Origin of the sequence: Pseudoalteromonas sp. A41-2, assembly GCF_015767615.1 — a bacterium.
Classification (GTDB): domain Bacteria; phylum Pseudomonadota; class Gammaproteobacteria; order Enterobacterales; family Alteromonadaceae; genus Pseudoalteromonas; species Pseudoalteromonas lipolytica.
The window spans coordinates 3243139-3268176 of sequence record NZ_CP065231.1; the positions used below are offsets into that span (position 1 = coordinate 3243139).

At 42.6% G+C, this 25038-nt stretch carries 26 protein-coding genes and 1 tRNA gene; 14 read left to right on the plus strand and 13 right to left on the minus strand.

From position 1 onward, the window contains the following. Positions 1-128 precede the first annotated feature (128 nt). The 6 genes from IT970_RS14580 to IT970_RS14605 all read right to left on the minus strand — a co-directional run bounded on the left by IT970_RS14580 (position 129) and on the right by IT970_RS14605 (position 8446). On the minus strand, positions 129-3233 hold the full coding sequence (locus IT970_RS14580; RefSeq protein ID WP_196857456.1) for an efflux RND transporter permease subunit: 3105 nt from the start codon (positions 3231-3233) through the stop codon (positions 129-131). Continuing rightward, a complete protein-coding gene (locus IT970_RS14585; RefSeq protein WP_196857457.1) occupies positions 3230-4684 on the minus strand; it encodes an efflux RND transporter periplasmic adaptor subunit in 1455 nt (484 codons plus the stop codon). The genes IT970_RS14580 and IT970_RS14585 overlap by 4 nt, the downstream gene beginning before the upstream one ends. Next, the gene (locus IT970_RS14590) at positions 4677-5939 is read right to left on the minus strand and encodes a TolC family protein (RefSeq protein WP_405127518.1); all 1263 of its coding nucleotides are present in this window, start codon (positions 5937-5939) and stop codon (positions 4677-4679) included. Before IT970_RS14590 ends, IT970_RS14585 begins: the two co-directional genes overlap by 8 nt. Positions 5940-6102: 163 nt before the next feature. Beyond that, complete coding sequence (locus tag IT970_RS14595; protein ID WP_196857458.1) at positions 6103-6456, minus strand: hypothetical protein; 354 nt, start codon at positions 6454-6456, stop codon at positions 6103-6105. A 52-nt stretch (positions 6457-6508) separates the two neighbouring features. Beyond that, the gene (locus tag IT970_RS14600; protein ID WP_074989218.1) at positions 6509-7114 is read right to left on the minus strand and encodes a paraquat-inducible protein A; all 606 of its coding nucleotides are present in this window, start codon (positions 7112-7114) and stop codon (positions 6509-6511) included. 54 nt (positions 7115-7168) lie between these two features. Then, positions 7169-8446 carry an EAL and HDOD domain-containing protein gene (locus tag IT970_RS14605; protein ID WP_065979574.1) on the minus strand — a complete coding sequence of 426 codons (1278 nt, stop codon included), beginning with the start codon at positions 8444-8446 and terminating at the stop codon, positions 7169-7171. 103 nt (positions 8447-8549) lie between these two features. Between IT970_RS14605 and IT970_RS14610 the strand changes: the two genes are divergently transcribed. The 3 genes from IT970_RS14610 to IT970_RS14620 all read left to right on the plus strand — a co-directional run bounded on the left by IT970_RS14610 (position 8550) and on the right by IT970_RS14620 (position 10892). Next, positions 8550-9320, plus strand: coding sequence for a substrate-binding periplasmic protein (locus IT970_RS14610; RefSeq protein WP_065979580.1), 771 nt, complete (start codon positions 8550-8552; stop codon positions 9318-9320). 75 nt (positions 9321-9395) lie between these two features. After that, complete coding sequence (locus IT970_RS14615) at positions 9396-9962, plus strand: PhnA domain-containing protein (protein WP_036973325.1); 567 nt, start codon at positions 9396-9398, stop codon at positions 9960-9962. 120 nt (positions 9963-10082) lie between these two features. Next, the gene (locus IT970_RS14620) at positions 10083-10892 is read left to right on the plus strand and encodes an META domain-containing protein (RefSeq protein ID WP_074989216.1); all 810 of its coding nucleotides are present in this window, start codon (positions 10083-10085) and stop codon (positions 10890-10892) included. 82 nt (positions 10893-10974) lie between these two features. On the opposite strand, the gene IT970_RS14625 is transcribed toward IT970_RS14620, so the two are convergent. After that, on the minus strand, positions 10975-11814 hold the full coding sequence (locus IT970_RS14625; RefSeq protein ID WP_065979384.1) for a 23S rRNA (adenine(2030)-N(6))-methyltransferase RlmJ: 840 nt from the start codon (positions 11812-11814) through the stop codon (positions 10975-10977). Between the two features lie 240 nt (positions 11815-12054). Between IT970_RS14625 and zapB the strand changes: the two genes are divergently transcribed. The 9 genes from zapB (at position 12055) to IT970_RS14670 (ending at position 19310) form a co-directional block, all read left to right on the plus strand. Further along, positions 12055-12285 (plus strand): cell division protein ZapB, encoded by a 231-nt coding sequence (gene zapB, locus IT970_RS14630; protein WP_036973328.1) that lies wholly within the window; start codon positions 12055-12057, stop codon positions 12283-12285. Further along, positions 12285-12584, plus strand: coding sequence for a cell division protein ZapA (locus IT970_RS14635; protein WP_065979385.1), 300 nt, complete (start codon positions 12285-12287; stop codon positions 12582-12584). The genes zapB and IT970_RS14635 overlap by 1 nt, the downstream gene beginning before the upstream one ends. 92 nt (positions 12585-12676) lie before the next feature. Further along, the gene (locus IT970_RS14640) at positions 12677-13678 is read left to right on the plus strand and encodes an MBL fold metallo-hydrolase (RefSeq protein WP_143474511.1); all 1002 of its coding nucleotides are present in this window, start codon (positions 12677-12679) and stop codon (positions 13676-13678) included. Positions 13679-13706: 28 nt separating this feature from the next. Further along, a complete protein-coding gene (locus IT970_RS14645) occupies positions 13707-15206 on the plus strand; it encodes a transglycosylase SLT domain-containing protein (protein ID WP_178387099.1) in 1500 nt (499 codons plus the stop codon). Positions 15207-15270: 64 nt separating this feature from the next. After that, a complete protein-coding gene (locus tag IT970_RS14650; protein WP_036973331.1) occupies positions 15271-15759 on the plus strand; it encodes an FKBP-type peptidyl-prolyl cis-trans isomerase in 489 nt (162 codons plus the stop codon). 9 nt (positions 15760-15768) lie between these two features. Then, on the plus strand, positions 15769-16494 hold the full coding sequence (locus IT970_RS14655) for an SDR family NAD(P)-dependent oxidoreductase (protein WP_036973332.1): 726 nt from the start codon (positions 15769-15771) through the stop codon (positions 16492-16494). Next, entirely contained in the window at positions 16491-17333 is an 843-nt protein-coding gene (locus tag IT970_RS14660) for an amidohydrolase family protein (protein WP_036973333.1), read from the plus strand. The genes IT970_RS14655 and IT970_RS14660 overlap by 4 nt, the downstream gene beginning before the upstream one ends. A 46-nt stretch (positions 17334-17379) precedes the next feature. Continuing rightward, on the plus strand, positions 17380-18927 hold the full coding sequence (locus IT970_RS14665; protein ID WP_036973334.1) for a S41 family peptidase: 1548 nt from the start codon (positions 17380-17382) through the stop codon (positions 18925-18927). 8 nt (positions 18928-18935) lie between these two features. Then, complete coding sequence (locus IT970_RS14670) at positions 18936-19310, plus strand: hypothetical protein (protein WP_036973335.1); 375 nt, start codon at positions 18936-18938, stop codon at positions 19308-19310. 64 nt (positions 19311-19374) lie between these two features. On the opposite strand, the gene IT970_RS14675 is transcribed toward IT970_RS14670, so the two are convergent. The 4 genes from IT970_RS14675 to IT970_RS14690 form a co-directional block, all read right to left on the minus strand. Further along, complete coding sequence (locus tag IT970_RS14675; protein ID WP_036973337.1) at positions 19375-20550, minus strand: mandelate racemase/muconate lactonizing enzyme family protein; 1176 nt, start codon at positions 20548-20550, stop codon at positions 19375-19377. Positions 20551-20559: 9 nt separating this feature from the next. Next, the gene (locus IT970_RS14680; RefSeq protein WP_036973338.1) at positions 20560-21327 is read right to left on the minus strand and encodes a class II aldolase/adducin family protein; all 768 of its coding nucleotides are present in this window, start codon (positions 21325-21327) and stop codon (positions 20560-20562) included. 129 nt (positions 21328-21456) lie between these two features. After that, entirely contained in the window at positions 21457-21780 is a 324-nt protein-coding gene (locus IT970_RS14685) for a c-type cytochrome (protein WP_196857459.1), read from the minus strand. Between the two features lie 127 nt (positions 21781-21907). After that, a complete protein-coding gene (locus IT970_RS14690; protein ID WP_036973340.1) occupies positions 21908-22447 on the minus strand; it encodes a DUF2058 domain-containing protein in 540 nt (179 codons plus the stop codon). A gap of 233 nt (positions 22448-22680) precedes the next feature. Here IT970_RS14690 and IT970_RS14695 point away from each other — a divergent pair, with 233 nt between their 5' ends. Beyond that, complete coding sequence (locus IT970_RS14695) at positions 22681-23817, plus strand: MFS transporter (RefSeq protein WP_036973341.1); 1137 nt, start codon at positions 22681-22683, stop codon at positions 23815-23817. On the opposite strand, the gene IT970_RS14700 is transcribed toward IT970_RS14695, so the two are convergent. Together IT970_RS14700 and IT970_RS14705 are read right to left on the minus strand one after the other, a co-directional pair. Further along, complete coding sequence (locus IT970_RS14700) at positions 23784-24284, minus strand: prolyl-tRNA synthetase associated domain-containing protein (protein ID WP_036973342.1); 501 nt, start codon at positions 24282-24284, stop codon at positions 23784-23786. The two genes, IT970_RS14695 and IT970_RS14700, sit on opposite strands and share 34 nt — an antisense overlap. Beyond that, positions 24285-24671 (minus strand): hypothetical protein, encoded by a 387-nt coding sequence (locus IT970_RS14705; protein ID WP_036973343.1) that lies wholly within the window; start codon positions 24669-24671, stop codon positions 24285-24287. A 165-nt stretch (positions 24672-24836) separates the two neighbouring features. Between IT970_RS14705 and IT970_RS14710 the strand changes: the two genes are divergently transcribed. Continuing rightward, a tRNA-Ala gene (locus tag IT970_RS14710) sits at positions 24837-24912 on the plus strand. Positions 24913-25038 lie beyond the last annotated feature (126 nt).

Sequence of the window (25038 nt, forward strand, 5' to 3'; positions counted from 1 at the left end):
AAAGTCAATTTAATAAATAAATGCATAAATCAATCCAGATTAAAAACTCTTTTAAATCAATAAATAAACTGTGGTATGTGTAACCTGTACGCAAAAAGAGCGTACAAGTTACACACTGGCTGTAAAATTTATAGGTCTCGTTTACGCCAGATAAAATACAAAGCAGGTAGCACCAGTAAGGTCAGTACCACGGCACTGAACATCCCACCGACCATAGGCGCAGCAATTCGGCTCATTACCTCACTGCCGGTGCCAGTACCGTAAAGCACCGGTAACAAACCAATTATAATAGTGGCTACGGTCATCATCACAGGTCTAACCCTTAATCCTGCACCATTGATGATTGCTTGGCGAAGTTCAACGACACCAAAGTGCTCTGCTTGCTGTTTAGCCTCGAGATAAGCTTGGTTAAGATACACCAGCATGATCACCCCTATTTCTACGGCAACCCCTGCAAGCGCAATAAAACCAACCCCGACAGCAACAGAGAAGTTGAAACCTTCAATATACATCAGCCAAATACCGCCAATCATCGCCAGAGGAAGTGTTAGCATGATCATCGCCACTTCAATAAAGCTTCTAAAGTTAAGGTATAACAGCACCACAATGATAGCGAGCGTTAGCGGTAGCACATAACTCAATTTAGCTTTAGCGCGCTCCATGTACTCGTATTGACCTGCCCACGTAATTGAGTAACCAGCAGGCAACTCTAGCTGCTCATGCAGTGCCTTTTGGGCACGCTCAACATAGCTGCCGATATCACTGCCTTCAATATCAATTAAACTCCAGCCATTGATTCGCGCATTTTCGCTCTTTATCCCCGGAGGACCGTCTTCGATAAAGACATCAGCCACATCAGCCAGTGCAATTCGCTGCCCACTTGCAGTGACAATAGGCAGCAGCTTGAGCTCTTCTGGCGAATCACGGTAATCTTGTGGATAACGTAAATTAACTGGGTATCGCTCTTGTCCTTCAACCGTTTCGGTTACATTCATACCACCAATTGCAGTCGCCACAACCTGTTGTACATCGGCAATGTTAAGACCATAACGCGCAGCCTTGTCGCGATTGATATCCACTTTAATATAGCGCCCACCCGCTACTCGCTCTGAATACACAGACGCAGTACCCGGTAAGTCTTTTAATATCACTTCAATTTGCTCACCAATTTTCTGTATTTCACTCAGCTTAGGGCCCGCTACTTTAATACCCACTGGCGTTTTAATACCGGTGGCAAGCATATCGATACGCGTTTTAATCGGCATAACCCACGCATTCGTTAAGCCGGGGAACTTCACTAAGCTATCAAGCTCTTTTTTAAGCTTTTCGGTTGTGATTCCCTCACGCCATTGTGATTTAGGCTTAAGCTGAATAAAGGTTTCAATCATGGTGAGTGGCGCGGGATCAGTGGCTGTTTCAGCCCGCCCTACTTTACCAAAGACACTCTCGACTTCTGGCACACTGGCTATAAGTTTATCGGTCTGCTGTAAGAGTTCTCGGGCCTTACCGATTGAAATACCCGGATAGGTTGTGGGCATATACATTAAATCCCCCTCATCAAGCGGAGGGATAAACTCACTGCCAATCTTATTAACCGGATAAAAACCGACTACAGCCAAAATGATAGCCATCACTAGCGTGGTTTTTGGCGCTTTAAGAACCGCATTTAATAACGGCTTATAACTTGCCACAAGTAAACGGTTGACTGGGTTCTTTTGCTCAGAAATAACTTTTCCGCGAATAAAGTAACCCATTAACACCGGCACTAAGGTTATTGCTAAGCCAGCGGAGGCTGCCATGGCATAGGTCTTGGTGTAAGCAAGCGGAGAGAACATACGCCCTTCTTGTGCTTCAAGAATAAACACCGGCATAAAGCTGACAGTAATAATTAATAAACTAAAGAATAACGCAGGGCCCACTTCTGAAGCCGAGTCCATCACCACTTGCCAACGGTTTTCGTCGGTTAGTGGTTTTTTTTCCATGTGCTTGTGCATGTTTTCGATCATAACAATCGCGCCATCCGTCATCGCGCCAATCGCAATCGCAATTCCCCCAAGTGACATGATATTGGCATTAATACCTTGCCAATACATAACCACAAATGCGGTTAATATGCCCATTGGTAAAGTAATAATTGCCACAATTGATGACCGAATGTGAAACAAGAACACCACACACACCAAGGCTACAACGATCAATTCTTCAATCAGTTTTGAGGTCAAATTATCCAGCGCTTTGGTGATTAAGTTAGAGCGGTCATAGACAGGCACAATTTCAACGCCCTCGGGTAAGCCTTTTTTCAAAGAGTCTAACTTTTCTTTAACCTGTTTAATTGTGGCTTGTGCATTTTCACCAAAGCGCATCACAACAACGCCCCCAGCTACTTCGCCTTCACCATTAAGCTCAGCAATACCGCGACGCATTTGCGGCCCTAATTTTATATCGGCAACATCGCGAAGCTGCAGCGGTGTGCCGTTGGCATTAGTCCCCAACGGGATAGCCTCTAAATCAGCCACACTTTTAATATAACCAGTGCTTGATACCATGTATTCCGCCTCGGCCATTTCAACAACAGAGGCACCTCGCTCTTGGTTACCTTGCTTAATTGCCGTTTGAATCAGGCTCAGAGGAATACCATAAGCACGCAGTTTATCGGGGTCTACATTGACTTGGTATTGCTTAACCATGCCACCGACCGATGCAACTTCTGACACCCCTGGTACAGTTTGCAATTCAAACTTTAAAAACCAATCTTGTAAGCTACGTAGCTGACTAATATCGTGCTTTCCTGTTTTATCAACTAATGCATAAAGGTAAATCCAACCGACCCCTGTTGCATCGGGACCAAGCTCTGGCCGAGCCGACTCAGGTAAGCGAGCACTCACTTGACTTAAGTACTCTTGCACCCGACTGCGTGCCCAGTATAAATCGGTGTCTTCATTAAATATGACGTAAACATACGAATCGCCAAAAAATGAAAAGCCCCTGACCGTTTGTGCCCCTGGTACCGAGAGCATAGCGGTGGTAATTGGAAACGTTACTTGGTCTTGCACTACTTGTGGCGCTTGCCCAGGGTAGGATGTTTTAACGATGACCTGTATGTCAGATAAATCAGGTAGCGCATCAACTGGCGTATTCTTCAAAGAAAAAATGCCAAAACCTGCCAGCATGACGGACAGCAGTAATACAAAGAAACGATTACCGACTGACCAGCGAATGACTGCTGCAATCATTTCATCTCTCCTTGCATTGGATGGCTTAAGGTCATGATGTCAAAAATCATAAATTCACCCTCTACCAGCTTAAACGTGAAATGTACTTCGTCATTAGGCTGTAGGTGTGATAAATCGATACGCGGCGAAAAATGAAACTCCACGGTTGCTGCCTCACGGCCCCATTTTGGAATTGCTTCACGGCTGATCACCGCGGTTCTGGCTTTGCGATCAATACTGTTGATCACCCCATTGACCATGGCACTCTCGCTATCAGGCTCTTGCATACGCATAAAGTCAGAGCTTTTGCTTGATTCTGAGTCAATCAAGAATTGCGCTGATGTCACCACGTTATCGTCTTTTAGTAAGCCTGATAAAATTTCAATGTCGTGATTATCACTGCGCCCAACGGTCACAGCGACTGACTTAAAGCGCCCTTCACCTAAATCAACCACCACTCGGTCTTGGCTACCTGTGCGGATCACCGCCTCTTTCGCTATCACTATCTGTGGCTCTGTTGGCTTAGCCGTAATACTGACCTCAGCAAACATATTCGGTTTTAATAAGCCCTCATCATTCACAAACCTGAGGCGCACACGTAATGTACGGTTTTTCTCATCGAGGGTAGGATAAATATAATCAACCTTGCCGTGCCATTGACGGCCCGGTAAATAATCTAAGGTCATTGTTACAGGCAAACCTTTACTGATAAGCCCTGCTTGGCGCTCGAACACTTCAGCTTCAACCCATACTTCTTCAAGGTGAGCAATACTCATCATGGTTGTGCCGGGCTTCACATAAAAGCCTTCTCGAATGTTTAGCTCATCCAGTACACCACTTTGCTTGGCATAAAAGGTGATGTTTTGTCTGACCTTCTGACTTTGCTCTAAGCGCTCAATAAAATCACTCGATACATTTAATGAGGCCAAACGCGCTTTGGCAGCACGAATAAGCACACTATTATTGCGCTTTAGGGCAAGTAGTAACTCTTCTTGTGCATTCACCAACTGTGGAGAATACAAGGTATAGAGTGGTTCACCTTGCTTTACTTGATCACCCGCAGCTTTCACGAACAGCGTTTCAATCCAGCCTTCAACACGTGGATGAATATGCACTAATTGATCTTGGTCGTATTGCACGTAGCCCACGGTATCAACGGTAGTTTGCAGTGACTTAAAACGTACCGGTGCGGTTCTAACACCTAAATTGTTGACAACGGCAGGTGATATTCTAACTGTTCCGGGGCTGTCTTCGGCGCTGTTTTCTTCATACACTGGGACTAACTCCATGCCCATTGGCGACAATCCTGGCTCATCACGTCGGTAGTTGCTATCCATGGGAGCAACCCAATACAGAGGTTTCTTTTCTGCACTTGGCATAGCGGAATGATCAGCAGTAGAAAGCTGATTTACTACGGTTGCCAAAGCGGCACCCACTGCCAAGGCCACTCCTAATTTAACGGTATTATTCATGATGTGCTCCTTGGCTGTGTGCTGCATTAATTTGGCTGTCTTTTGCTGCTGCGTAATAATTTAAACGTGCCAGCGTAATTTGTGTGTCGATATCGATATTTAGGGCATCTATTTTTGCATTTAGCTCACTGATACGAGCACGCATGACTTCTGAAAAGTCCCCATCATCATTGGTATATGCATTTAATGTGGCTTCGGCTTGCTCTGCCATTTGTGGTAAAAGCTGCTCGACATAAAGCGCTCGACGTTGGGCTAGGCGACTTAACTGGCTAAGCTCTTTAAAGTATTGACCTTGCAGTTTTTGTAACGTGATCAGCTTTGTGGTTTTAACTGCTTCAGCACTTGCAATAGCCGCATTAACTTGCTGATCTTGGCGGTTATCTGTAAATAATGGTAAATCAACACTGACCCCTATCGAGAATAAATCGGCGCGCGAACTTCCCATCGGCGTATCATCACGATAACCATAGCCAACATTCATACCAAACTGTGGCTTATAGGCTTCTTTTGCCACTTCGATTTGTGTGCTTTTTGCACGTAAGGCATGCTCAATAGCCACAACAGCAGGATGCCCCATAAGCACTTCGGTCACGCCTGTTGGTTGCATATTTTGGTATGGCATTAAAGCCGCCACATCACCATTATCACTGCTGACAGGACCACTTAGCATGTCAATTGGCAACCACTGTGCTAAGCGCTTTTTCGCACTATCGAATTGCTGCTCCAGCATCACCAATTTATCTTCTAAGCGTGTAAGCTCTAACTGAGCACGAATGATATCTTGCTGGCGCGTAGTCCCTAAAGAATTTGCATAGCTTGCTTCTGTGATATCAATCAATTGGTTGAATAACGCTTTATCTTGGTTAATTAATTGGATACTTTGCTGAGCTCGGTAGGCATTTAACCATGCTTCAGTAACAATAGCCTTGACTTGCGCTTGTCGGTCAGCACGTTGCCATGGATATTGCTCGGCCGATTGCCTTAACGCTTGTTGCTGTAATGCCAAGCTATCACCGCGGCTAAACTGTTGTGATAAACCCACTTTGAATTGCGTCATGCCTTCTTGATCAAAGGCAAAACCATCCGTCGGTAAATTCATTAGCCCTACCGTCAGAACAGGATCTGGCAAGGTGCCTGCGGCAATACTTTGCGCTTCAATTGCCTCTTGCTGATATTTGTTTGCTTGTAGCCAAGGCTCATGCGTCAGTGCGTATTCAACCACGCCATTCAGTGTCAATGGATTAGACTGAACCATACTGGAAGTCGTTACTAATACACCAAGGCAAAATGCCTTTAAAAATTTGCTGTGAGTCATCACATGCTCCACTAAAATTCTAGAAAGTTAAAAAACAATAGAGTTAGGGGCAGAATGGGTTGTAAAGCAGCGCTTAGCTGAATTTTTGACAGACCTATCCTGCTTAAGCAGTAATAGGTGGGCGATATAAAGAACTTATAGGGTAGCTGCGTTGGCTAACATTAAACAAACGTACTTTTTCAGATTGTTTGTTAGCATTCATCACTGTGCTATTAAGAGGAAGGAGTGAATGCGCAGTACACGCATTAAATGGACACGCACAATCGTCACTGTCCATGGTATCTTCATGACAACAGTCCATGTCAGACATGTCGTTATCATTGTCCATATCGGCATGATGATTCATAGCCATTGAAGCATGCGGCATGTCGCAGACCATTGACACAGACGCAACTGACTGACTCACAAATGTGAGCAGCATCATGGCTATTAACATATAGCTTGAAAGTCGCGTCATCAACATACCTTAAATATTAATCGTGTAAATTGTAGCCTGAAAATTACGCCAACTACAAGGGTTTCTCTATTTTTATACTGCTACTAGCGGCTATTGCAAATAAACAGTAGCCAGTAAAATACCAAAAACCCACCCCCAGCTCTGCGTGCATTTTTATCAACTCCCCCATTTGACCATCGGCATTGCCTGCTAAATAAGCAACGATTAATGCAATGACAAACACATCAACCATACTCCATTTGCTGAGTTGCTGAATAAGTTGACCGAGTAACTGCTTAAATTTATTCACGGGAAGAAAACAATACAGTAACTGCATCAATAATTTTATTGTCGGGATAACAATCGAAAACACCGCAACGAGTACCGCTACTAAGTAGTTTTTATTGTTAGCAAGCTCGTTCACAGTGCCCCAAATACTGCGCGTTTTTTTGTACGCGTCTATTTCGCCTTCAAGCTTATCAAGACCTAACATACTGGAGGCCATCATCAATACGCTGCGCGTATTTCTGTCACCTTCATCTGCTAACATTTCAATGCCTGTTTTAGCTAACTTAGATTTATCTATTTTACCTTCTAACGTGAGAACGGGCTGAGTAACCCCTGGGACAAGTAAAGCGAGGGCAAAAATAATCGTCACAATTGGAAATATTGAACGCATGGTATAAAAACCTTATCCACTAACAGTGCGAACATAATAACCAACTCAATATCATTAGTCTGCAATTGATGACAAGGTCGTCAATACTTCATCTGCGTAAGCACGTGCGCTGTACATTGCTTTAAATACAACGTCCATGTGTGAAGCTGGCCGAATCATGGTTAAAAATGACCGCACGTCTTGCCATTGTTCTTCTTCGATTGCTTTTACAAGTCGCAGGCTAATACCTTGCATACCATTAAAGCTTAACAATGCACTGGAAAGTTCTGCGCCGAGTGAAAACTCTTTTGTAACTCTATCTAATTCCATATCGAGAATGGCATCAAGCACAGACAGCAATCCGACTAAATAACCTTGCTCTGATAGCTCTTTACCACCGGGTTCAAGCATCAGCGCAATAAACTTTGCACGTGTAAGCGCAAGCTTGGTTAATTCTTGTGGTTTATCATTCCCCAATTCACTTAATGCTAAAACACGGACAAACTGACGAATCGCATCTTCACCTAAATAAATAACCGCTTGTGAGATTGATTTTATCGTTTGTTGTGAATTAGGTGAGCGTGCATTTACCAATCTTAAAATACGCGCTGTTAAACCAAGGTCTCGACCAACGCGTTGCTGCACCGCATCAAAGTCAATATCGGGCCTTGCTGTACAGCTTAGTAAATCAAGTACTGCCATTTTCGACGGTTCAACATTACCAAAGCTAAGCACTTCTGGCTTTGCAAAAAAGAAGCCTTGAAATAAATCACAACCCGCGTCTTTTAACTGTTTAAAGTCATCATAATTTTCGATGCGTTCAACAATTATGATTGCATCTGGGTAACTGCGTTTTAGCTTTTTGATCATCATATTGGTTTTAATAATAGGATGCTCAACCTCTAACTTGATGAAGTCCATCAAAGGAAGTATGTCTTGCCATTTTTCAGTGCCATCATAATCATCAAGGGCAAAAAAATAGCCCTCTTTTTTGAGCTGTTTAACACGTGTTACAACTTTTGGGATACTTGTCGTTCGCTCAACTATTTCGAGTACTGCACTGCTTGGTTGGAGCAGTCGCGGAAAATCATCAAGAATGGCATCGGTCGATAAATTAATAAACGCAGGTTGAAACCCTGTAAGCTTTTCAAGTCCCATTAACATCAATGCATTAAAAAAGAGTCGTCCGGTGGCTTGGCCATCACTGGTTCCTATCGGAAAAACATTATCGCTCGATTCTCTGTATAACAATTCATACGCATACACACTTCTATCAGCATTAAATATTGGCTGCCTGGCTATATACTGAGTCACGTTTTGACTTTTTTTACCTTCCATATTTAACTCTGACATATTACTTCTCACTAAATGTAACTAAAGCCACATTACAATTGTTATAAGTATAGTGAAAGATGTTTTCCTTGCTAAAAAAGAAAAACCCGACCAAACTAAATTTATGAATAACTTTAAACATAGTCCATTGCACTTAATTTTTTCGTTATTTTTCATAATTTTATACGGTGCTATTTTTAGCTCTGCGCATGCGGCATCGCCCCCTGCGTTAAAGTATAATATTACGGCCTCTGGAAGCTATTACCCATACTATATTGATGACGAAAACTCGCCCGGTATCCTGCCAGAAATCATCCAACATGTGCTAAGTCTGTCCAACATTGATGCACAACACATTGAATTGCCAGCCAAACGTACGGTTAAGTATCTTCATTTAGGTCACATCGATTTTGATGTAATCAGTCCTGAATGGCTCAGTGAAAAAGAGCGAGAAAATGACATGTTCCGCTATTCAGATAATTTATTTACCGTCGAAGAATACCTTGTTAGCTTGAGTAAAAATATCAACAAATGGCAAGATTTAGAGGCAATAAAAAAGCACCCTGTTGGCACGGTACTTGGCTATTACTATTATGATGATGAGCGCTTCACGCGCGTTGATTTTCACTCCGAAAAAGAACTGGTTAAAGCATTACAACTCAACAGAATAGAGGTGGCAATTATTGATAAGCTCTCTGCGATATACTGGTCAAACTGGTTCAATATCAATACGCAGCTTGGCGCCCTTCATTCACAAGGTAATTTGAAAATTCGTATCCGAGCAGAACACCAATCGCTCCTCAAGAATATAAATGCAGCTATTGAACAACTTAAAAATAATGGCACGATTGATACCATCATCAATAAATACACAAAAAACATACCCCCACAATAATTAGGGATATTCCGCTTTAGGGCTACATTTGCTATACTGCGCGCTGTTTTTCTTGTTAACTTAAAAGAGCCTCCTATGAGCATTGAACAAGCCCTTATCGAACGCAGTAATAACCAATGTGAACTGTGCGCCGCAACAGAGAATTTATCTGTATACGAAGTCCCTCCTGTCACGGAAGCTCACTCTGATAAATGTATCTATGTCTGTCAGACTTGCAAAGACCAAATCGAAAATAACGCGGAATTAACTGCAACTCACTGGCATTGCCTAAATGACAGCATGTGGAGTCAAACGCCTGCTGTTCAAGTGGTAGCGTATCGTATGTTAAAACGTTTAGCGGCAGATAATGGCTGGGCACAAGATGCTCTAGACATGATTTACCTTGAAGAAGACACGCTAAAGTGGGCGCAAACAGCCCTTGCTGAAGATGATGACATTAAACATATCGACAGTAATGGCGTTGTGCTGCAAGCGGGCGATACAGTAACGCTAATCAAAGATCTCGATGTAAAAGGGAGCAGCCTCGTTGCTAAGCGCGGCACCGCCGTAAGAAATATTGGTTTAACCAGTAACCCTGAACACATTGAAGGACGTGTCGATGGGCAACGTATCGTTATTCTAACAAAATACGTGAAAAAATAATTTCTTATTAAAAATGGGCCTTGCGCCCACTTTGACTCAATTAAGCTATGATTAAGTCAGCGAACTTTATGCTAATACAATAATCTCAGTGTATAACACTAAAAACGCAAGGAAAATATCATGGCTTCGGATACCTTTTCATCTTTAAAACGCGCTTCACTTTGCAGCGTAATGATCTTAGGAAGCAGCTTAGTTCTTACCGGTTGTGGCGAAGATTCTGCCGCGCCTCAAGCAGAGCAATCAACAATGAAAACGCTCAATACGCAAATTACTTATTTAGACCGTAGCATGCTGCCACCGGGCTCTGTATTGAAAGTGCAGTTAGCCGATGTATCAAAAATGGATGCAAAAGCAGACGTGATCAGCGAACAAGAAGTTGCGTTAAAAGGGGCGCCTCCTTATAACGTCGCACTTGAGTATGATGAAAGTAAAATTGCTGATCGCCATCGTTATAGCGTCGGCGCTCGAATCGAAAACCAAGGCAAGCTGTTATACATTAGCACCACTCACAACAACCCGTTTGCTGAAGGTGCTCAGAATGATGTGTATAAAGTGACGGTATCTAAAGTGTCGGCGAAAAAGCCCGATGTAACGTTAACTAATACATATTGGAAAGCTGTCACGATTAACGGTGAACCCGTTAAAGTAAAAACAAAAGAGCCTTTCATTCAATTTAAAGAAGATGGCTCAACGCATGGTTTCCTTGGCTGTAATAGCTTTTCAGGCAGCTATGACGTGAATAATCAATCACTCACCTTCAACCCATTAGCCAGCACTAAGAAGATGTGTATCGAGCAAATGGATATTGAAGCTGCAATGTCAGCTCTACTCACTGCGACAGCGCAATTTTCAATTAATGGTGAGCAGCTTACGCTATTAGATGGCAGCAGCGAACCCCTTGCTACATTTGCAGCAACCTATATGAATTAATGACAGTTAACACGAAAACGCCCCGCAATTGCGGGGCGTTTTTTATTTATACCCTTTATTAAATAGGCACATTGTTGCAGCATTACTCTTCAACTAATTGCTCACTGCGATAAAAGCCACTACTGTCACTTAATACAGAAACAAGCTCAGGTAAAACCGCGTCCATCGTCTGTTTTAGTTTCCATGGTGGGTTGATCACTATCATGCCTGAGGCCGTCATACCATGTACCTCAGTATCTGCTTCGGTGGCTAATTCAAATAATTGAATATTACGCATGCCAGATGCGATTAAACCTGCTTCCATTTTATCTATGCGCTCACGATCAACGACCGGATACCAAATCATGTACGTACCCGTTGCAAAGCGTTTGTGCGCTTTAACGAGGGTTTTTACCACCGTATCATAGTCATCTTTAATTTCGTATGGAGGGTCAATCAGCACACATGCACGACGCGATGGCGGTGGCAGCAGACCAACTAACCCTTGAAAACCATTTTCGCCACGCACACGGATAGAGCGTTTACCTATCATATTCTGCTTAAGTAATGCTAAGTCGCGAGGATGTAACTCAAAAAACCAGCCATTATCTTGGCGACGCAAAAAGTGTTCAGCAATTTTTGGCGAGCCAGGATAGAAATCTAATTCGCCATTCTGGTTAAACGATTTAATCAGCTCTATATACTCATTTAACGGTGCATGCTCACTCTGGTGCTGCCAAAGCTTTGCTATGCCATCTAAATACTCTTGTGTTTTTTGTGCATCACTGCCCGCTAGTTCAAAAAAGCCCGCCCCCGAATGGGTATCAATATAATCGAGAGGCTTATCTTTAATTGTTTGGTATTTAAGAACTTCAGCTAAAACCAGATGTTTAAGCACATCAGCAGGATTGCCTGCATGAAAAGAGTGTCGGTAACTAAGCATATTTATAAATCGCTAAATGCAGTGCTGCATGAAAAATAGATGAAGATATTGTACATGATAAATAGTGAATAATCCTAAAATCTAAGCGCAGAGTGAACCATAAATGAATAAAAATGCAGCTACGCTGAATTACACCTTAATTTTAAATAAAAATACGCTAAAACAGGCGTAAATGCTGGCATATCAACACACTTTCCTTTACATTTGCATGACAATAATCACAGTTTTATGAGCGCATTTATGAATAACGAAACCCTTTCCCAACTCGAACAACTGATCGACAAATTAATCCACCGAAACAGCGAACTTGAAAGCGAAGTGAAAAGCTTAAAAGATCAAACTGCCAAATTAATAGACGAGAACGAAACGCTTCAACTTGAAGTACTCGATAGCGAAGAAAAACAAAAAGAAGCAAGCAGCACATTAACTGGCCTGCTTGAGAAATTACAAAGCGTACATCAGGCTAGCTAATGAGCAGCCCACAAAGTCAGCGGGTCACCGTAGAGTTACTAGGTAAAGAACATGAGTTCTCTTGCCCACCGGGACAAGAGAACGCCCTAGTTGCTGCTGCACAACATTTGAATGACTTAGTGGACCAAATGAAACAACGCTCTTCTGTTCGTAATGAACAAAAAGCGTTATTAATGGCTGCGCTGCACTTAAGCCATGAATTGCTCGAAGCACAATCGCAACAAGCAAAACAAGAGCAACAGCATGACTCTTTAATCGATAAACTTAGCCAGTACTTAGACCAAACTCACTCGACTTAACACGCCGTGAGTGGTATTGGTTATATAAAAAGCGCATCTTGCGCTTTTTTTGTTTACAATGCTCAACCTGAATAATAACCGAGCAAATTAGAATGCGCATATATGCTTTATCAATGTGGGCTTTTTTAGCGCTACTAACAGCAAGTTTCTCATCTAAAGCCAAGGTTACATGGCAGACTATCAGCCCTGAGATTCAATTTTTACAACAACAGGCATCGCTGCGCTTTTACGATTCAAACCAGGTCCTTATTGAAGGTAAAACGTGTGCACTTATGTTTGATGCCAGCGGTGATTTTGCCGCGGTTGAGCAACTCGCACAGCGTTTGAAAAAGCGCTTAAAAACACCTTTATGCTACTTGGTTGCGAGTCATTATCATGATGACCACTTGCTGGGTCTTGCAGTGTTACAAGCCACGTTCCCTGATGCAAAATTGATTGTTCATCAGCAACTAGCGAATGAATTCACCCACTATCAAAAAGCCTTAAACGATAAACTTGATGGCTATGAAAAAAGCATAGAACTAAGTTATCAACGTTTAGCAAGCCAACCACAAGAACAACAAGCCGTTTGGCGAGAAAAACTATCACTTGCTAAAAAACGCCTGTTTCGTTGGCGCGAATTAACACTCAACCCCCCCGCAATCCGTATTGCTAAAGAAACGCATCTCGACCTTGGTGATTACCCGATTACTGTTATGCCGTATCAAGCACACACGCATGGCGACTTAGTATTAACAGCCGATCATGGCCGGGTATTACTTGGTGGAGATATAACCGATTGGTTACCTTACCCAGGGCATGGGCAAATAGATAATTGGCTCGCAGCGTTAACTGAAATTCAACAAAATAGTGCTATCACAACAATTTTACCGGGTCATGGTGCACAACTAACTCCTGCAGAACTTAATCAGCCGAAAACATTTTTATCTGCTATTTTGACACTTGCAAATGCACAGCCCGAAAAGCCTATTGGTGAGTTAATTCCCCTGTTTCCTGAGCAAATAAAACAAGACTATCAACTTGATGAAGTCGGTCAACGCGCTTTCGTCATGTTTCTAGAAGCTGGACTTAAGCAGGCCAAATCGTCAAAATAGCGCTAAAATAGTAAAGGGATTTTATTACATGGCTTTAATGCGTTTGAAATATTTACTATTGCTGAGTTTTTTTATTGGCCTACAAGGATGCCAAACAACTCAGCAAGATACACAACAAGAGCAACAGGCTCGGCCAGAGATTTTTAGCCATTTCAAGCCTGATTTAAGCTTACAAACACAGCCGACTGAGCAACCTGTTGCTACAGCCGATAAGACTGCTGAACCTGTAAAACTTCAACCTTATAAAGATACGCCACTCGCTAAACCGCGAGCGGCTGATTTGTGGCAACACATTGCAAATAATCTATCGTTGGTATTTCAAACCAATAAGCATACGACAGCTCGGATAAAGTGGTACTTAAAGCAACCAGCCTACCTTGAAAAAGTGAACCGACGCGCTGCACCGTATCTTTACCATATCGTCAAACGCGTCGAAAAACAGAATTTACCGATGGAGCTTGCATTACTCCCCTTCGTAGAGAGTGACTTTAGACCCACTATTCAATCATCAGAGCAAGCTGTGGGGATATGGCAGTTAGTTGGGGCAACTGCCTATCACTTTGGCGTGCAGAGCGACCAATGGTATGACGGCCGCCAAGATATTCTCGCCTCAACCGATGCTGCCTTAGCGTACCTCAGTTATTTGCACAAACGCTTTGATGGCGATTGGTTACACGCAATCGCGGCCTATAACAGTGGTGAAGGGCGTGTTAAGAAAGCCATCGAGAAGAATAAAAAACTCGGTAAGAAAACCGATTACTGGTCGCTGTCATTACCAAAAGAAACCGCTGAATATATCCCTAAATTATTAGCACTCAGCCACTTAATCAGACACCCTGAAAAAGGCCTAAAACGCCCAAAACTCGCTAATAAACCGCTCACAACGGAGTTTAATGTCGGCCAGCAATTTGATTTTTCGGTAATTGCGAGTTTATCTGGGATTGGGCGTAACCAATTACATAAACTAAACCCTGGCTATTTAAAGAATCAAAGCTCTCCTAATGGCCCCCACACGCTGATATTACCAATAGAGCAGCGAACTTTATTACAGAGTAAGCTATTTCGTAATAACTTTATTGGCGAGTACACCGTTCAAAAGGACGATACGCTTTATCGCATCGCAAGACGTTTTAATATGCCTATAAGCCAATTAAAAATGCTCAATAATAAAACCTCGAATCTCATTAAAGTGGGTGAGCAATTGCGCCTAAGTAAACCTCAAACGATGCCTGGATCGTTAATAGTTGATTACAATATCAGCCCGTATTTAGAGCAACAAGAAGACGTTGTTTCAACTGTTGCTGTCGATTATCAAGTAAAGCCGGGGGATTCTATTTGGAGCATTAGTCAGCTTTTTGATGTCCCTCATAAAGACGTGGCTATTTGGAATAAACTCAGCGCGTCTAGCCTACTAAAACCAGGCACCATACTAACTTTGCATATCCCTCAAGCAAAGCCACCAGCCCCTCAAACATCCGCCAGCGAGGCTATGCTGTCGGGTATTGAAAGCTCTTTGAAAAAGCCTTGATTGCTGTGTCATTGTGGTTAGCGTAAAATCAGTGTTTATATTCTAAGTTTACAAGAGAAAAAACATGCAAATAAGCAAAGACACTGCCGTTGAGTTCCACTACACATTAAGTGAAGCAGGCGAGCAAATTGAATCAAGCAAAGATGGCGAGCCACTTTCATATATCCATGGTACAGAAGGCATGCTACCGGGTCTTGAAAAAGCCCTTGAAGGTAAAAGCGCTGGCGATAGCTTTAGTGTAACACTTGAGCCAAGCGAGTCTTATGGTGAGCGTGTTGATGACCTTATTCAGCGTATTCCACTTAAGCACTTACAAGGTAACACTAAAGTGTGGAAACCGGGTATGACTGCGATTGTTCACTCAAACCAAGGCCGTCATCAAGTGACGATTGTAAAAGTAGGTCGTTTCAATGCAGATTGTGACTTAAACCACCCATTTGCAGGTAAAACACTGACTTTTGACGTTGAAGTACTCAACGTCCGTGAAGCGACACGTGAAGAATTAGCGCACGGTCACGTACATGGTGAAGGCGGTTGTGGTCATAGCCACTAAGGGTAAATAATGACAAACGTTGCAATTGTCACAGGTGGCAGTAAAGGGATTGGTAAGGCTATTGTTGAGCGCTTAGCGCGCGAAGCATACATCGTGTATAACCTTGATATTACACCATCAGAAGGTCACTACCGCTACTGTGATGTCAGTAATGTTGAGCAGGTAAAAGCGGTTATTGCTGATATAGCACAAGAAACAGGCCGTATCGATGCGCTTATTTCTAATGCTGGTCGTCATTTAAGTGCCACCATTGAAGATACTGACGAGGCAACGTTTGATGCTCTTTTTGCGCTCAACGTAAAAGGCGCGTATGCGGCAATTCAAGCAGTTTTACCCAGCATGAAAGCAAAACGGCAAGGTAGTATTGTTTTAATTGCCTCTGATCAAGCGCTTATTGGTAAGCCCAATTCTTTTGCTTACAACTTAACAAAGCATGCACTTGCTTCAATGGCAAAAACAACCGCTCTGGATTATGCCGCATTTAACATTCGCGCTAACGCTATTTGCCCAGGCACCATTGAAACACCTTTATTTCATAATGCAATTGACGCTTACTGCAAGCGAAGCGGCGCCGATAAAACCGCCGTCGTCGCAGAAGAAGCTGCATTACAACCATTAGGGCGCTTAGGTCAACCAGAGGAAGTGGCTGCATTGATTAATTTTTTAGTTAGCCCTGAGGCAAGCTTTATCACTGGTAGCCTACACAGTATTGATGGTGGGTATACCACGCAATGAGCGACAAGATTATTGACCCCCATGTGCATTTTTTTAACCTCACTGAGGGTCAATACACTTGGTTGCAAGGCGAGAAACCACCTGCGTGGCCTCACCTCGATAAGATCAAAGCTCCTATTAGCATGGCGCAACTAAAATCAGCATGCCCATTTCAATTAGAAGCACTTGTTCATATTGAGGCAGGGTACGATAATAATGACCCTATTAAAGAGCTCAACTGGCTAGCACAGCATTTAAACGGCTACAAATACAAAGCCATTAGTTATTGTCGAATAGACGCTACCTTGAACGAATTTAGTCTGGCGCTTTCGGCACTAACACATTCACACCTTGTGGGTATTCGCGATATTACTGAAGGTAAAGATGCGACTCGTTTACTCGCACCTAATTGCCTTGAAAACTTAGCCTATCTTGCTGCGCAAAACTTGCGATTTGAAGCACAGTTTGAAATTGAAAACCTACACATTACCGAGCAGCTCATAAAATACTGCCATGCCCTTCCCTCATTACGAGTCGTAATTAACCATTTAGGCTTTATATGCGATGAACAACAATGGCTAAACGCGGTTATTAAATTAAGCCGCTGTGATAATATTGCGATTAAGTTCTCAGGCTTAGAGTTCAGCAAACTGGCTGCAAGTAAGCACCAATGGCTGCTTGATACACTGCTGCAATACTTTGGCGAGCAGCGTATTATGTTTGCCAGTAATTTTCCTGTTTGCCAAATAAATACACGCTACGAGACATGCTGGCAGCATTACTTTTCATTGTGTAACCAGCACAGCGTATGGCATCGTCTAAGCTACAAAAACGCCCACGAAATCTATCAAATTGATTAAAAACTAGCTATATTTAGTTAAATAAAAGCGGTTTAGGTTAGTGGTTATGTTTATTTTTTCAAAAGAAGCGGCCATTTTAGGTGCGTGCGTATTTAGTCTTGTTGGGTGTGGCGGCAGTGGGAGTGACAACTCCGATTCAGGCAATCTAGACCCAGCCACCATTACGTGGACACAAGGTGTGTTTGAGCCATCGAGTAAGTTTGATCAACAATGTCAGGCACTCAATGAAAAGCACTGGCTGCGTTCATGGAGCCATGAAACATACCTCTGGTACGATGAAATAATAGACCGTGATCCAGCCCTCACTGATGGGGTTCTCAATTATTTTGCGTTACTAAAAACCGAAAACACCACGGAGTCAGGGGCTAAAAAAGACAACTTTCATTCCAGTTTACCCACCGATGAATGGCGGGCACAAAGCCAGTCGGGACAAACCTTTGGCTATGGCTTTAAAATACGTTTAATAAGTGCCAGCGCCCCACGTCAAGCCATTATAACTTATACCGAACCCAACTCACCCGCGGCAACACAAAACCTAGCGCGTGGTTTTGAAGTGTTAGAAGTGGATGGTGTAGACTTTGTAAATGCCAGCACCCAAGCTGAAGTCGACGTACTCAATGCGGGTCTTTTTCCTTCTGAATCCGGGAAAGTAACGACCTTTGTGTTTAAAGATATCAACACCAGTGAAACCCGCGAAGTCACCATGACAGCCCAAACTATTACGGGACAAGCTGTAGGCAATATTAAAACATTCGCAAATGGAGAAGTCGGTTACTTCCAATTTAATCGCCACAATGCGATTGCAGAAAAGCCCTTATTTGATGCTTTTAATACATTAGCAGCACGTAATGTAAAAGACCTGATTATCGACATGCGATACAACCCCGGCGGTTTCCTACAGATGGCAAGTCAAGTTGCTTATATGATTGCAGGCGCCGAAAATACTGACGGCAAAATTTTCGAAAAGACTATCTTTAACGATCAACACCCAACCTTTAACCCAATCACTGGGGAGCGTTTGGAGCCCGTGCCGTTTACCGATGAATTTGTCGGATTTGCAGAAAACCCAGCAATCAACCCTGGCACACCATTGCCTAGTTTAGACCTAAAACGTGTTTTTGTGTTAACAACAGGCAGTACATGTTCAGCCAGTGAAGCCGTAATTAATGGCTTAAGAGGGGCCAATATTGAGGTCATTCAAATAGGGGAAAATACCTGTGGTAAACCCTATGGTTTTTACCCAACCGATAACTGTGATACGACCTACTTCAGCATTCAATTTACAGGGGTTAACAATAAAGGCTTTGGTGAATATGCCGATGGTTTTGCCCCCCAAAACAGCACTGGCAGTGAGTTTCAACCCGTGCGAGTTCCAGGTTGTGCAGTCGCCGATGACTTTAGCCATCAGCTAGGCGACGAAAATGAAGCATTACTTAGTACTGCACTGGCATACAGAGCGACTGGCACATGCCCTGTAGCAAGCTCAATGACCAGCAAACAGGGTTTTGCACCAGCGCTGTTCACTGATACACCAAAAGTACAGGACAACCGAGCAACAACGCTTATTGAGCAAAACAAAATACTTGAGTATTAGAGGCGTGTATGAACTTTAAAGTAGCCACAGCAATATACTTTGTGACTTTGCTTGGGTGTAGTGCACAAAGCCAAGAGCCGACTCCTAAGCTACAACATGCGGTGTTAACAACACCGCAAAGCACCTTGATTGCACAAGGTATTGCCAGATTAATGCACAGTCAGCCTATTGCAGTCGCCGATGATGCCTTTATCAATAGCAGTATCCTCGTTACTGACAGCATGGGCATCACAGATGCGCAAGGCAATCCTATCATGGGAAAGCAGCTTTCTATGCCCGATCGCTTTGAATTACTCATTAAAGATAAAATGTGCTTTGTTCGTCATTTAGACAGCAAAGCAACAGAGCCACTGCCGCTGGTAAAGTGTAAAGCGGTTAACTAAGCCTCACATATACCTAAACACCTATAAAAAAAGCCCTTACGGGCTTTTTTATTGCTGAATCTATTTATTTTATTTCGACACGTTGCGAACGCATCACAACATCATCGTTTAACTCAATACCAATGCCGGGTTCTTCGGATACTTGGAAAAAGCCATTTTTAGGTTGTGGGTCTTGAATACATAACTCACGATTCCACTTTTTAATCGCGTAAGTGTGATGCTCATGAATTAAGAAGTTAGGAATGGCTGTTTCTAAATGCAATGATGCCGCTGTTGCAACTGGACCGCCACATACATGCGCTTGAATACGCACATCAAAAATATCAGCGTAATCACAGACCTTTTTCGTCTCGGTGAAACCGCCACATAAACCAAGATCTGGCTGAAGCACATCAATGCTTTGATCTTCAAGATAAGGACGTACACCCCAACGATTATACAAGCGCTCGCCACCGGCTATGGGCACTGCAACTTTATCAGCGACTTTGGCATGCAATGAATGGTTTAGGTAGTTCACTGGCTCTTCATAATACATGCAATCGAATTCTTCGGCGATTTCACCAATTTGAATTGCAGATGTTGCCCCTGGCAAACTATGACATTCAAAAATAATATCAACTTCATCACCCACCGCTTCACGAATAGCCTGCATACGCGCGCGGTATAACTTCATTTCACCACGAGAAATAATATTAGTGCGGTCATAATAAGTATTGCCGTGCTTATCGTATTGGATAGGGTCAACTTTCACTGCATCGTAGCCTTCAGCAATCGCTTTTAATGCCGCTTCTGCATATTCTTCTGGGTGAATAAGTGCTTTAAACTCGCTGTCCCAGTCAAACTGTAATTGCGATGCGTAAGTACGAAGTTTGTCGTTAACTTTACCCCCTAGCAATTGATAAACAGGTAAACCTAATGCTTTTCCTTTGATGTCCCACAGTGCAGTATCAATCGCACTCATCGCAGCGTAGACAACTGGTCCTCCGCCTAACCCCCAAAAGCTCTCGCGTAGCATTCGTGACCATAGCTTTTCAGTTTGAAACGGGTCATGGCCTATTAAAAAAGCGTCAGCCATTTCTTTGATCATCGCAGCGGCTGCACTGTGACCTAAGTCATAAGCAAGCCCGGCTTCACCAACGCCACTAATACCTTCATCTGTATGAATACGCACAAACACAGGTGTCCAAGCAGGTCTGTCTGGACAATGAATATCGAACACTTCGACGCGATTAACTTTCATGGTTACTCCTTACTGAGCAAAACTAGGATCAAGGCGATAAGCCTTACGCAGCATCGCAGGCCACGCTAATTGGCCTCCAGTACTGCCGCTATGCACGACATTCGCTTGATTATAAATATTATCGATAATAGGTTGAGGCACCGGAATAGCTGTTTGACCACTGGCTTGAATCGCCAATTGAATTTCACAGGCGCGCTGTAAATCATAGAAGCGCATAAATGCATCCCCCACCGTTGGGCCCACCGTTAAACCGCCATGATTTACTAAAAGCATATGATTTGTAGTGCCTAAATCATCTTGTAAGCGTTTTTTTTCATCCTTGTTCACGGCTAAGCCTTCATAGCCATGGTATGACAGTGACGGCAATGAAAACATCGAGTATTGGCTTAACGGTTGTAAACCTTTTTCTTGCGTTGCTACTGCAATAGTCTCTTTGGTATGAAGGTGGATAACACAATGCGCATCATCGCGTACTTCGTGAATAGCACTGTGAATAGTGAAACCTGCAGGGTTAATTTTAAACGGTGTATCGTCGAGAATATTCCCTTCTAAATCAACCTTCACTAAGTTTGACGCGGTTACTTCATCAAAGCTTAAACCAAATGCATTGACCAAATACTGATTTGTGCCCGGTAAGCGTGCAGATAAATGGGTATAAATTAAATCACCCCAACGAAAATGCTCGACCAAACGATAGCATGCAGCCAAATCTACGCGAAGCTGCCATTCTTGTTCAGATACTTTATTTTTTAAATCGAGTTTTGGTAAGTCAAACATGGAAAACCTTGTATATGCGACAAGCATAAATAGATGTATAGAAGTCTAAATTACTATTAACCGATGATCAATAGCTGATACAAAAAGGCCACATCAATTGATGTGGCCTTTTTTATTAAATGTAGCGGATTATTTAACTTGTGATAAATAATCTGCAATTGCTGCCATTTCTTCTTCAGATACGTTCGCAACCATTGCTTTCATCGCAGAAGCCATACCGTTATTACGTGCACCAGACTTAATGTCTTTCATTTGTGCAAGTAAGTATTCTTTATTTTGGCCATTTAGCTTAGGGTATAGCGGCATAATGGGTGCTTTACCTTCTGCACCGTGGCACGTTTGGCAAAGTTTTGCTGTGTATAGCGTTGCGCCATCAGCAGCAATTGTATTGAAAGATAGGCTTGCAGCCATTGCAAGGCCAGCCCCACATAGAATTTTAGTTATCTTGCTCATTTGTATCTTCTCTTTTTAACGGGTTAGAAAACATTTTCTTTAGTGTAGACCATGATTTAACAATATTGCACCCAAATTGCCCCCGAAAAATTGTTACAGCAACCTAAATGCTATGCAGTTATGCGGGTTACCATATTAAATCATCAGGCACTTCAAAATCAGCATAGGGATCATCTTCATCCTTTTGCTTATCTTCAGGTTCGACATGGAACACTATATATTCTTCGCTAACTTCAGCGACTTTTCGAGCTGGTTCATCTTCCAGAACAAAAAATTGGCCTTCTAAAACACAAATTGCTAAGCGACCACCCGCTAACGCTTTTTGTGTTTTTTCATTTACGTCGAGCTCTTTCACTTTATTTTCATAAGTGAAATTAAAGGTGCGATCGCCACGGATCTCATCCTGATTATTATGCTCTAAAATTTGCTTAACGCGAGCAACTTGCTCACGTTGTTTTTGCTCTTCCAAACGCGCTTTATTTAGTTCATCTGCTTTTTTCTGCTGCTCGAGCTTGGTTTGCTCAATGTGCTTTTGCAAATCACTTGGGTTACTGGTAGCCCCTTTCTTTTTTTTCTTTTGCTGCTTACGTTTTTCAGTTTTAGCTACTTTCGCTTGGTGCGAGGTAGTGAGCCCAGCTTTAAGTAGCTGATCTTGTAATGAACCCATCACTAAATTCCAATAATTAAAATGCGTATAAGGGCTATTTTAATCAGCTATGCAAACAAATAACAGTACTGAACCCATTTGAATCTTTGCTATTTATATTATTACACGCAGATTAACACGCGATGAAATCATGACACTTTGATTTAACGCAATATTTCTTACTTTAATCATTATGATACTTGTAAAATTACTCGCACTCTATAAGCTAATACTTTTTCTTCACGGAGCTAAAAATGCAGCTGCGACATTTGTTACTTTGCTCTGTATTTATTTTCTTTGTTTTATACGCACCCCAGCCCCTACTTGGATTATTTGCTCGCCATTTTTCTGTGTCGCCAGCCGCCGCCGGCAGTTTAATGACAGCCACAATGCTCCCGCTAGCAATCGCTCCATTAGTGTATGGGTTATTTTTAGCAAAGCGTAACCCGCTGGTTATTTTAAAAATCGCTATGGTTATACTGGCTATTAGCTGCGTTATTTTTACCTTTGCGCCGAGCTTTAACGTGTTACTTTTGATACGTTTTATTCAAGGTATTACGCTGCCAGCCGCACTCACCGCGATGACCAGTTATATTGGTGTCACTTACCAAGCCGACCTACTACAGCGTAATATGACCTTGTATATTGGTAGTACGATTGTTGGTGGTTATTTTGGTCGTATGTTAGCGGCCTTATTTACTGATTTTTTAAGCTGGCAAAGCTTTTACTATGTGATAGCGATTGGCTTAGTCTGTCTTGCCTTCGCTATCCCTAAACCCCAAAAGACAACCGCAATTCATACCCCACAATCACCCCTTTTATATTTAAAGCAATTAAAAAGCCCATTAGTTTTGAAGCTCTATGGGGCGGTTTTTTGTATGTTCTTTTGCTTTGCAGCGCTGTTAAATTATTTGCCCTTTATTCTGCAAGATAGCTTTGCCATTACTAACACGCGCGAAATCGGACTTGTTTATACTGGCTACTTAGTCGGTGCACTTGCGTCAATAGCCACCCCTTGGTTACTGAGAAAGTCTTCATCTCCTTGGCGCTTGCTCACTGGGGTATTTTTATTTTATAGCCTCACAATGTTGCTGTTGATGAGTCAACAGCTGCTGTTATTTGTCATCGCATTTACAGGTTTTTGTGGCGCTATGTTTGTGATTCATTCAAGTGCCGCACCATTGGTTAATAAAATTAGCACCGCCCCTGCCAGTGTGACGAATGGCGGCTATGTATCGTTTTATTACAGTGGTGGTGCACTTGGTTCGCTGTTACCGGGGCTGATATACCAGCAACATGGTCAAGTTGCCTTTATGGCAGTACTGCTGCTGGTATGTTTAATAGGGCTCGCGTTGGTTTATTTAGCAGGAAGGAATACGACTCGAGGCTGATGCCCTGTACTGGCAAAGAAGCGTTCTAAGTCGTCTTTTTTCATTAACCAAGTCGCGGTGTTCTCAAACGGATGGCAATGAAAAAGCGCATTAAACCAGATTTCTTGATCAAGCCACAACGTGACATTATTTTGTTTGTCGTTTAAAAGTGCCAGCATAGACACACAGCCAGGCGGCACTTTTAAATAACGTGCAAGTCGCTCATCTGAGGCAAAACCTATCCGCGAAAGTCCTTGCTGCTTTGCAATCGCTTTTAAATCAAGCTGTTTGTCGTGGGCTGTTATCACCAAAAAATGACGTTTACCTTCGTTATCACGCAGAAATAAGTTTTTCAGTCGCGTACCAGGCCTATCAACCATAAACGTATCAGCATCGAGGCTGCCATGTAATGGTGGGTGTTCTATTTCTTCGTATTCAATAGCGAGCTGAGCAAGTGCCGCTGCCAGCTTGGTTTTATCGGCATACATTTACAAACAACGTCCTCGTAATTGCACACTCAAATCACGCCATAATACTTCGTCAATTACATGTTTGTCGTCGCAATACGAACGCTCTTTGAGTTCTTCATTTAATAATTCAACAGCTTGATCTTCTAAGAGTAATTTTAAGTTGCTCGACTCTTCAAAGTACTCTTGCTCGGCAAAATCTTTAAATTGTCGACGCGTCATCGGCTTATCTAAATTAATAGGCTTTCGGCCTTGCGCTTTTACTGACACAACATAAGCAAAAATTTTATTTCCCTGCTCATCATTTTTTCCATAAAACTGTTTGTTATTAATTTCAAAAGGAGGGGCGTCCCCTTGGCTTGCGCAACCAGCTAATAAAACAACCAAAAGCGATGCTATTTTTTTCATTATTGGATAAGCCTTGAACAGTAGATGCGACCTAGTCTATCAAAAATAAAAGCGGAGGGTAAAAATTCGATCATTTTTTAAAAAACACTTGACCGCGAATGTAAAAATAATTAAAGTTCACCCCGCTTAAGACGTAAGACTTAAGCATCCTGTATTTAGGAATGTGGGGCTATAGCTCAGCTGGGAGAGCGCCTGCCTTGCACGCAGGAGGTCAGCAGTTCGATCCTGCTTAGCTCCACCACCTTCCTACTTTTCTTAGGCACTCTGCCAAATTTAATATCAAACTTATCTAAAAAAATTATCTAGTTTATCCGTTATTTTTTGCCGTCTTAATTTTATTCACATAAAAAAAAGCCGAGCAGAGCCC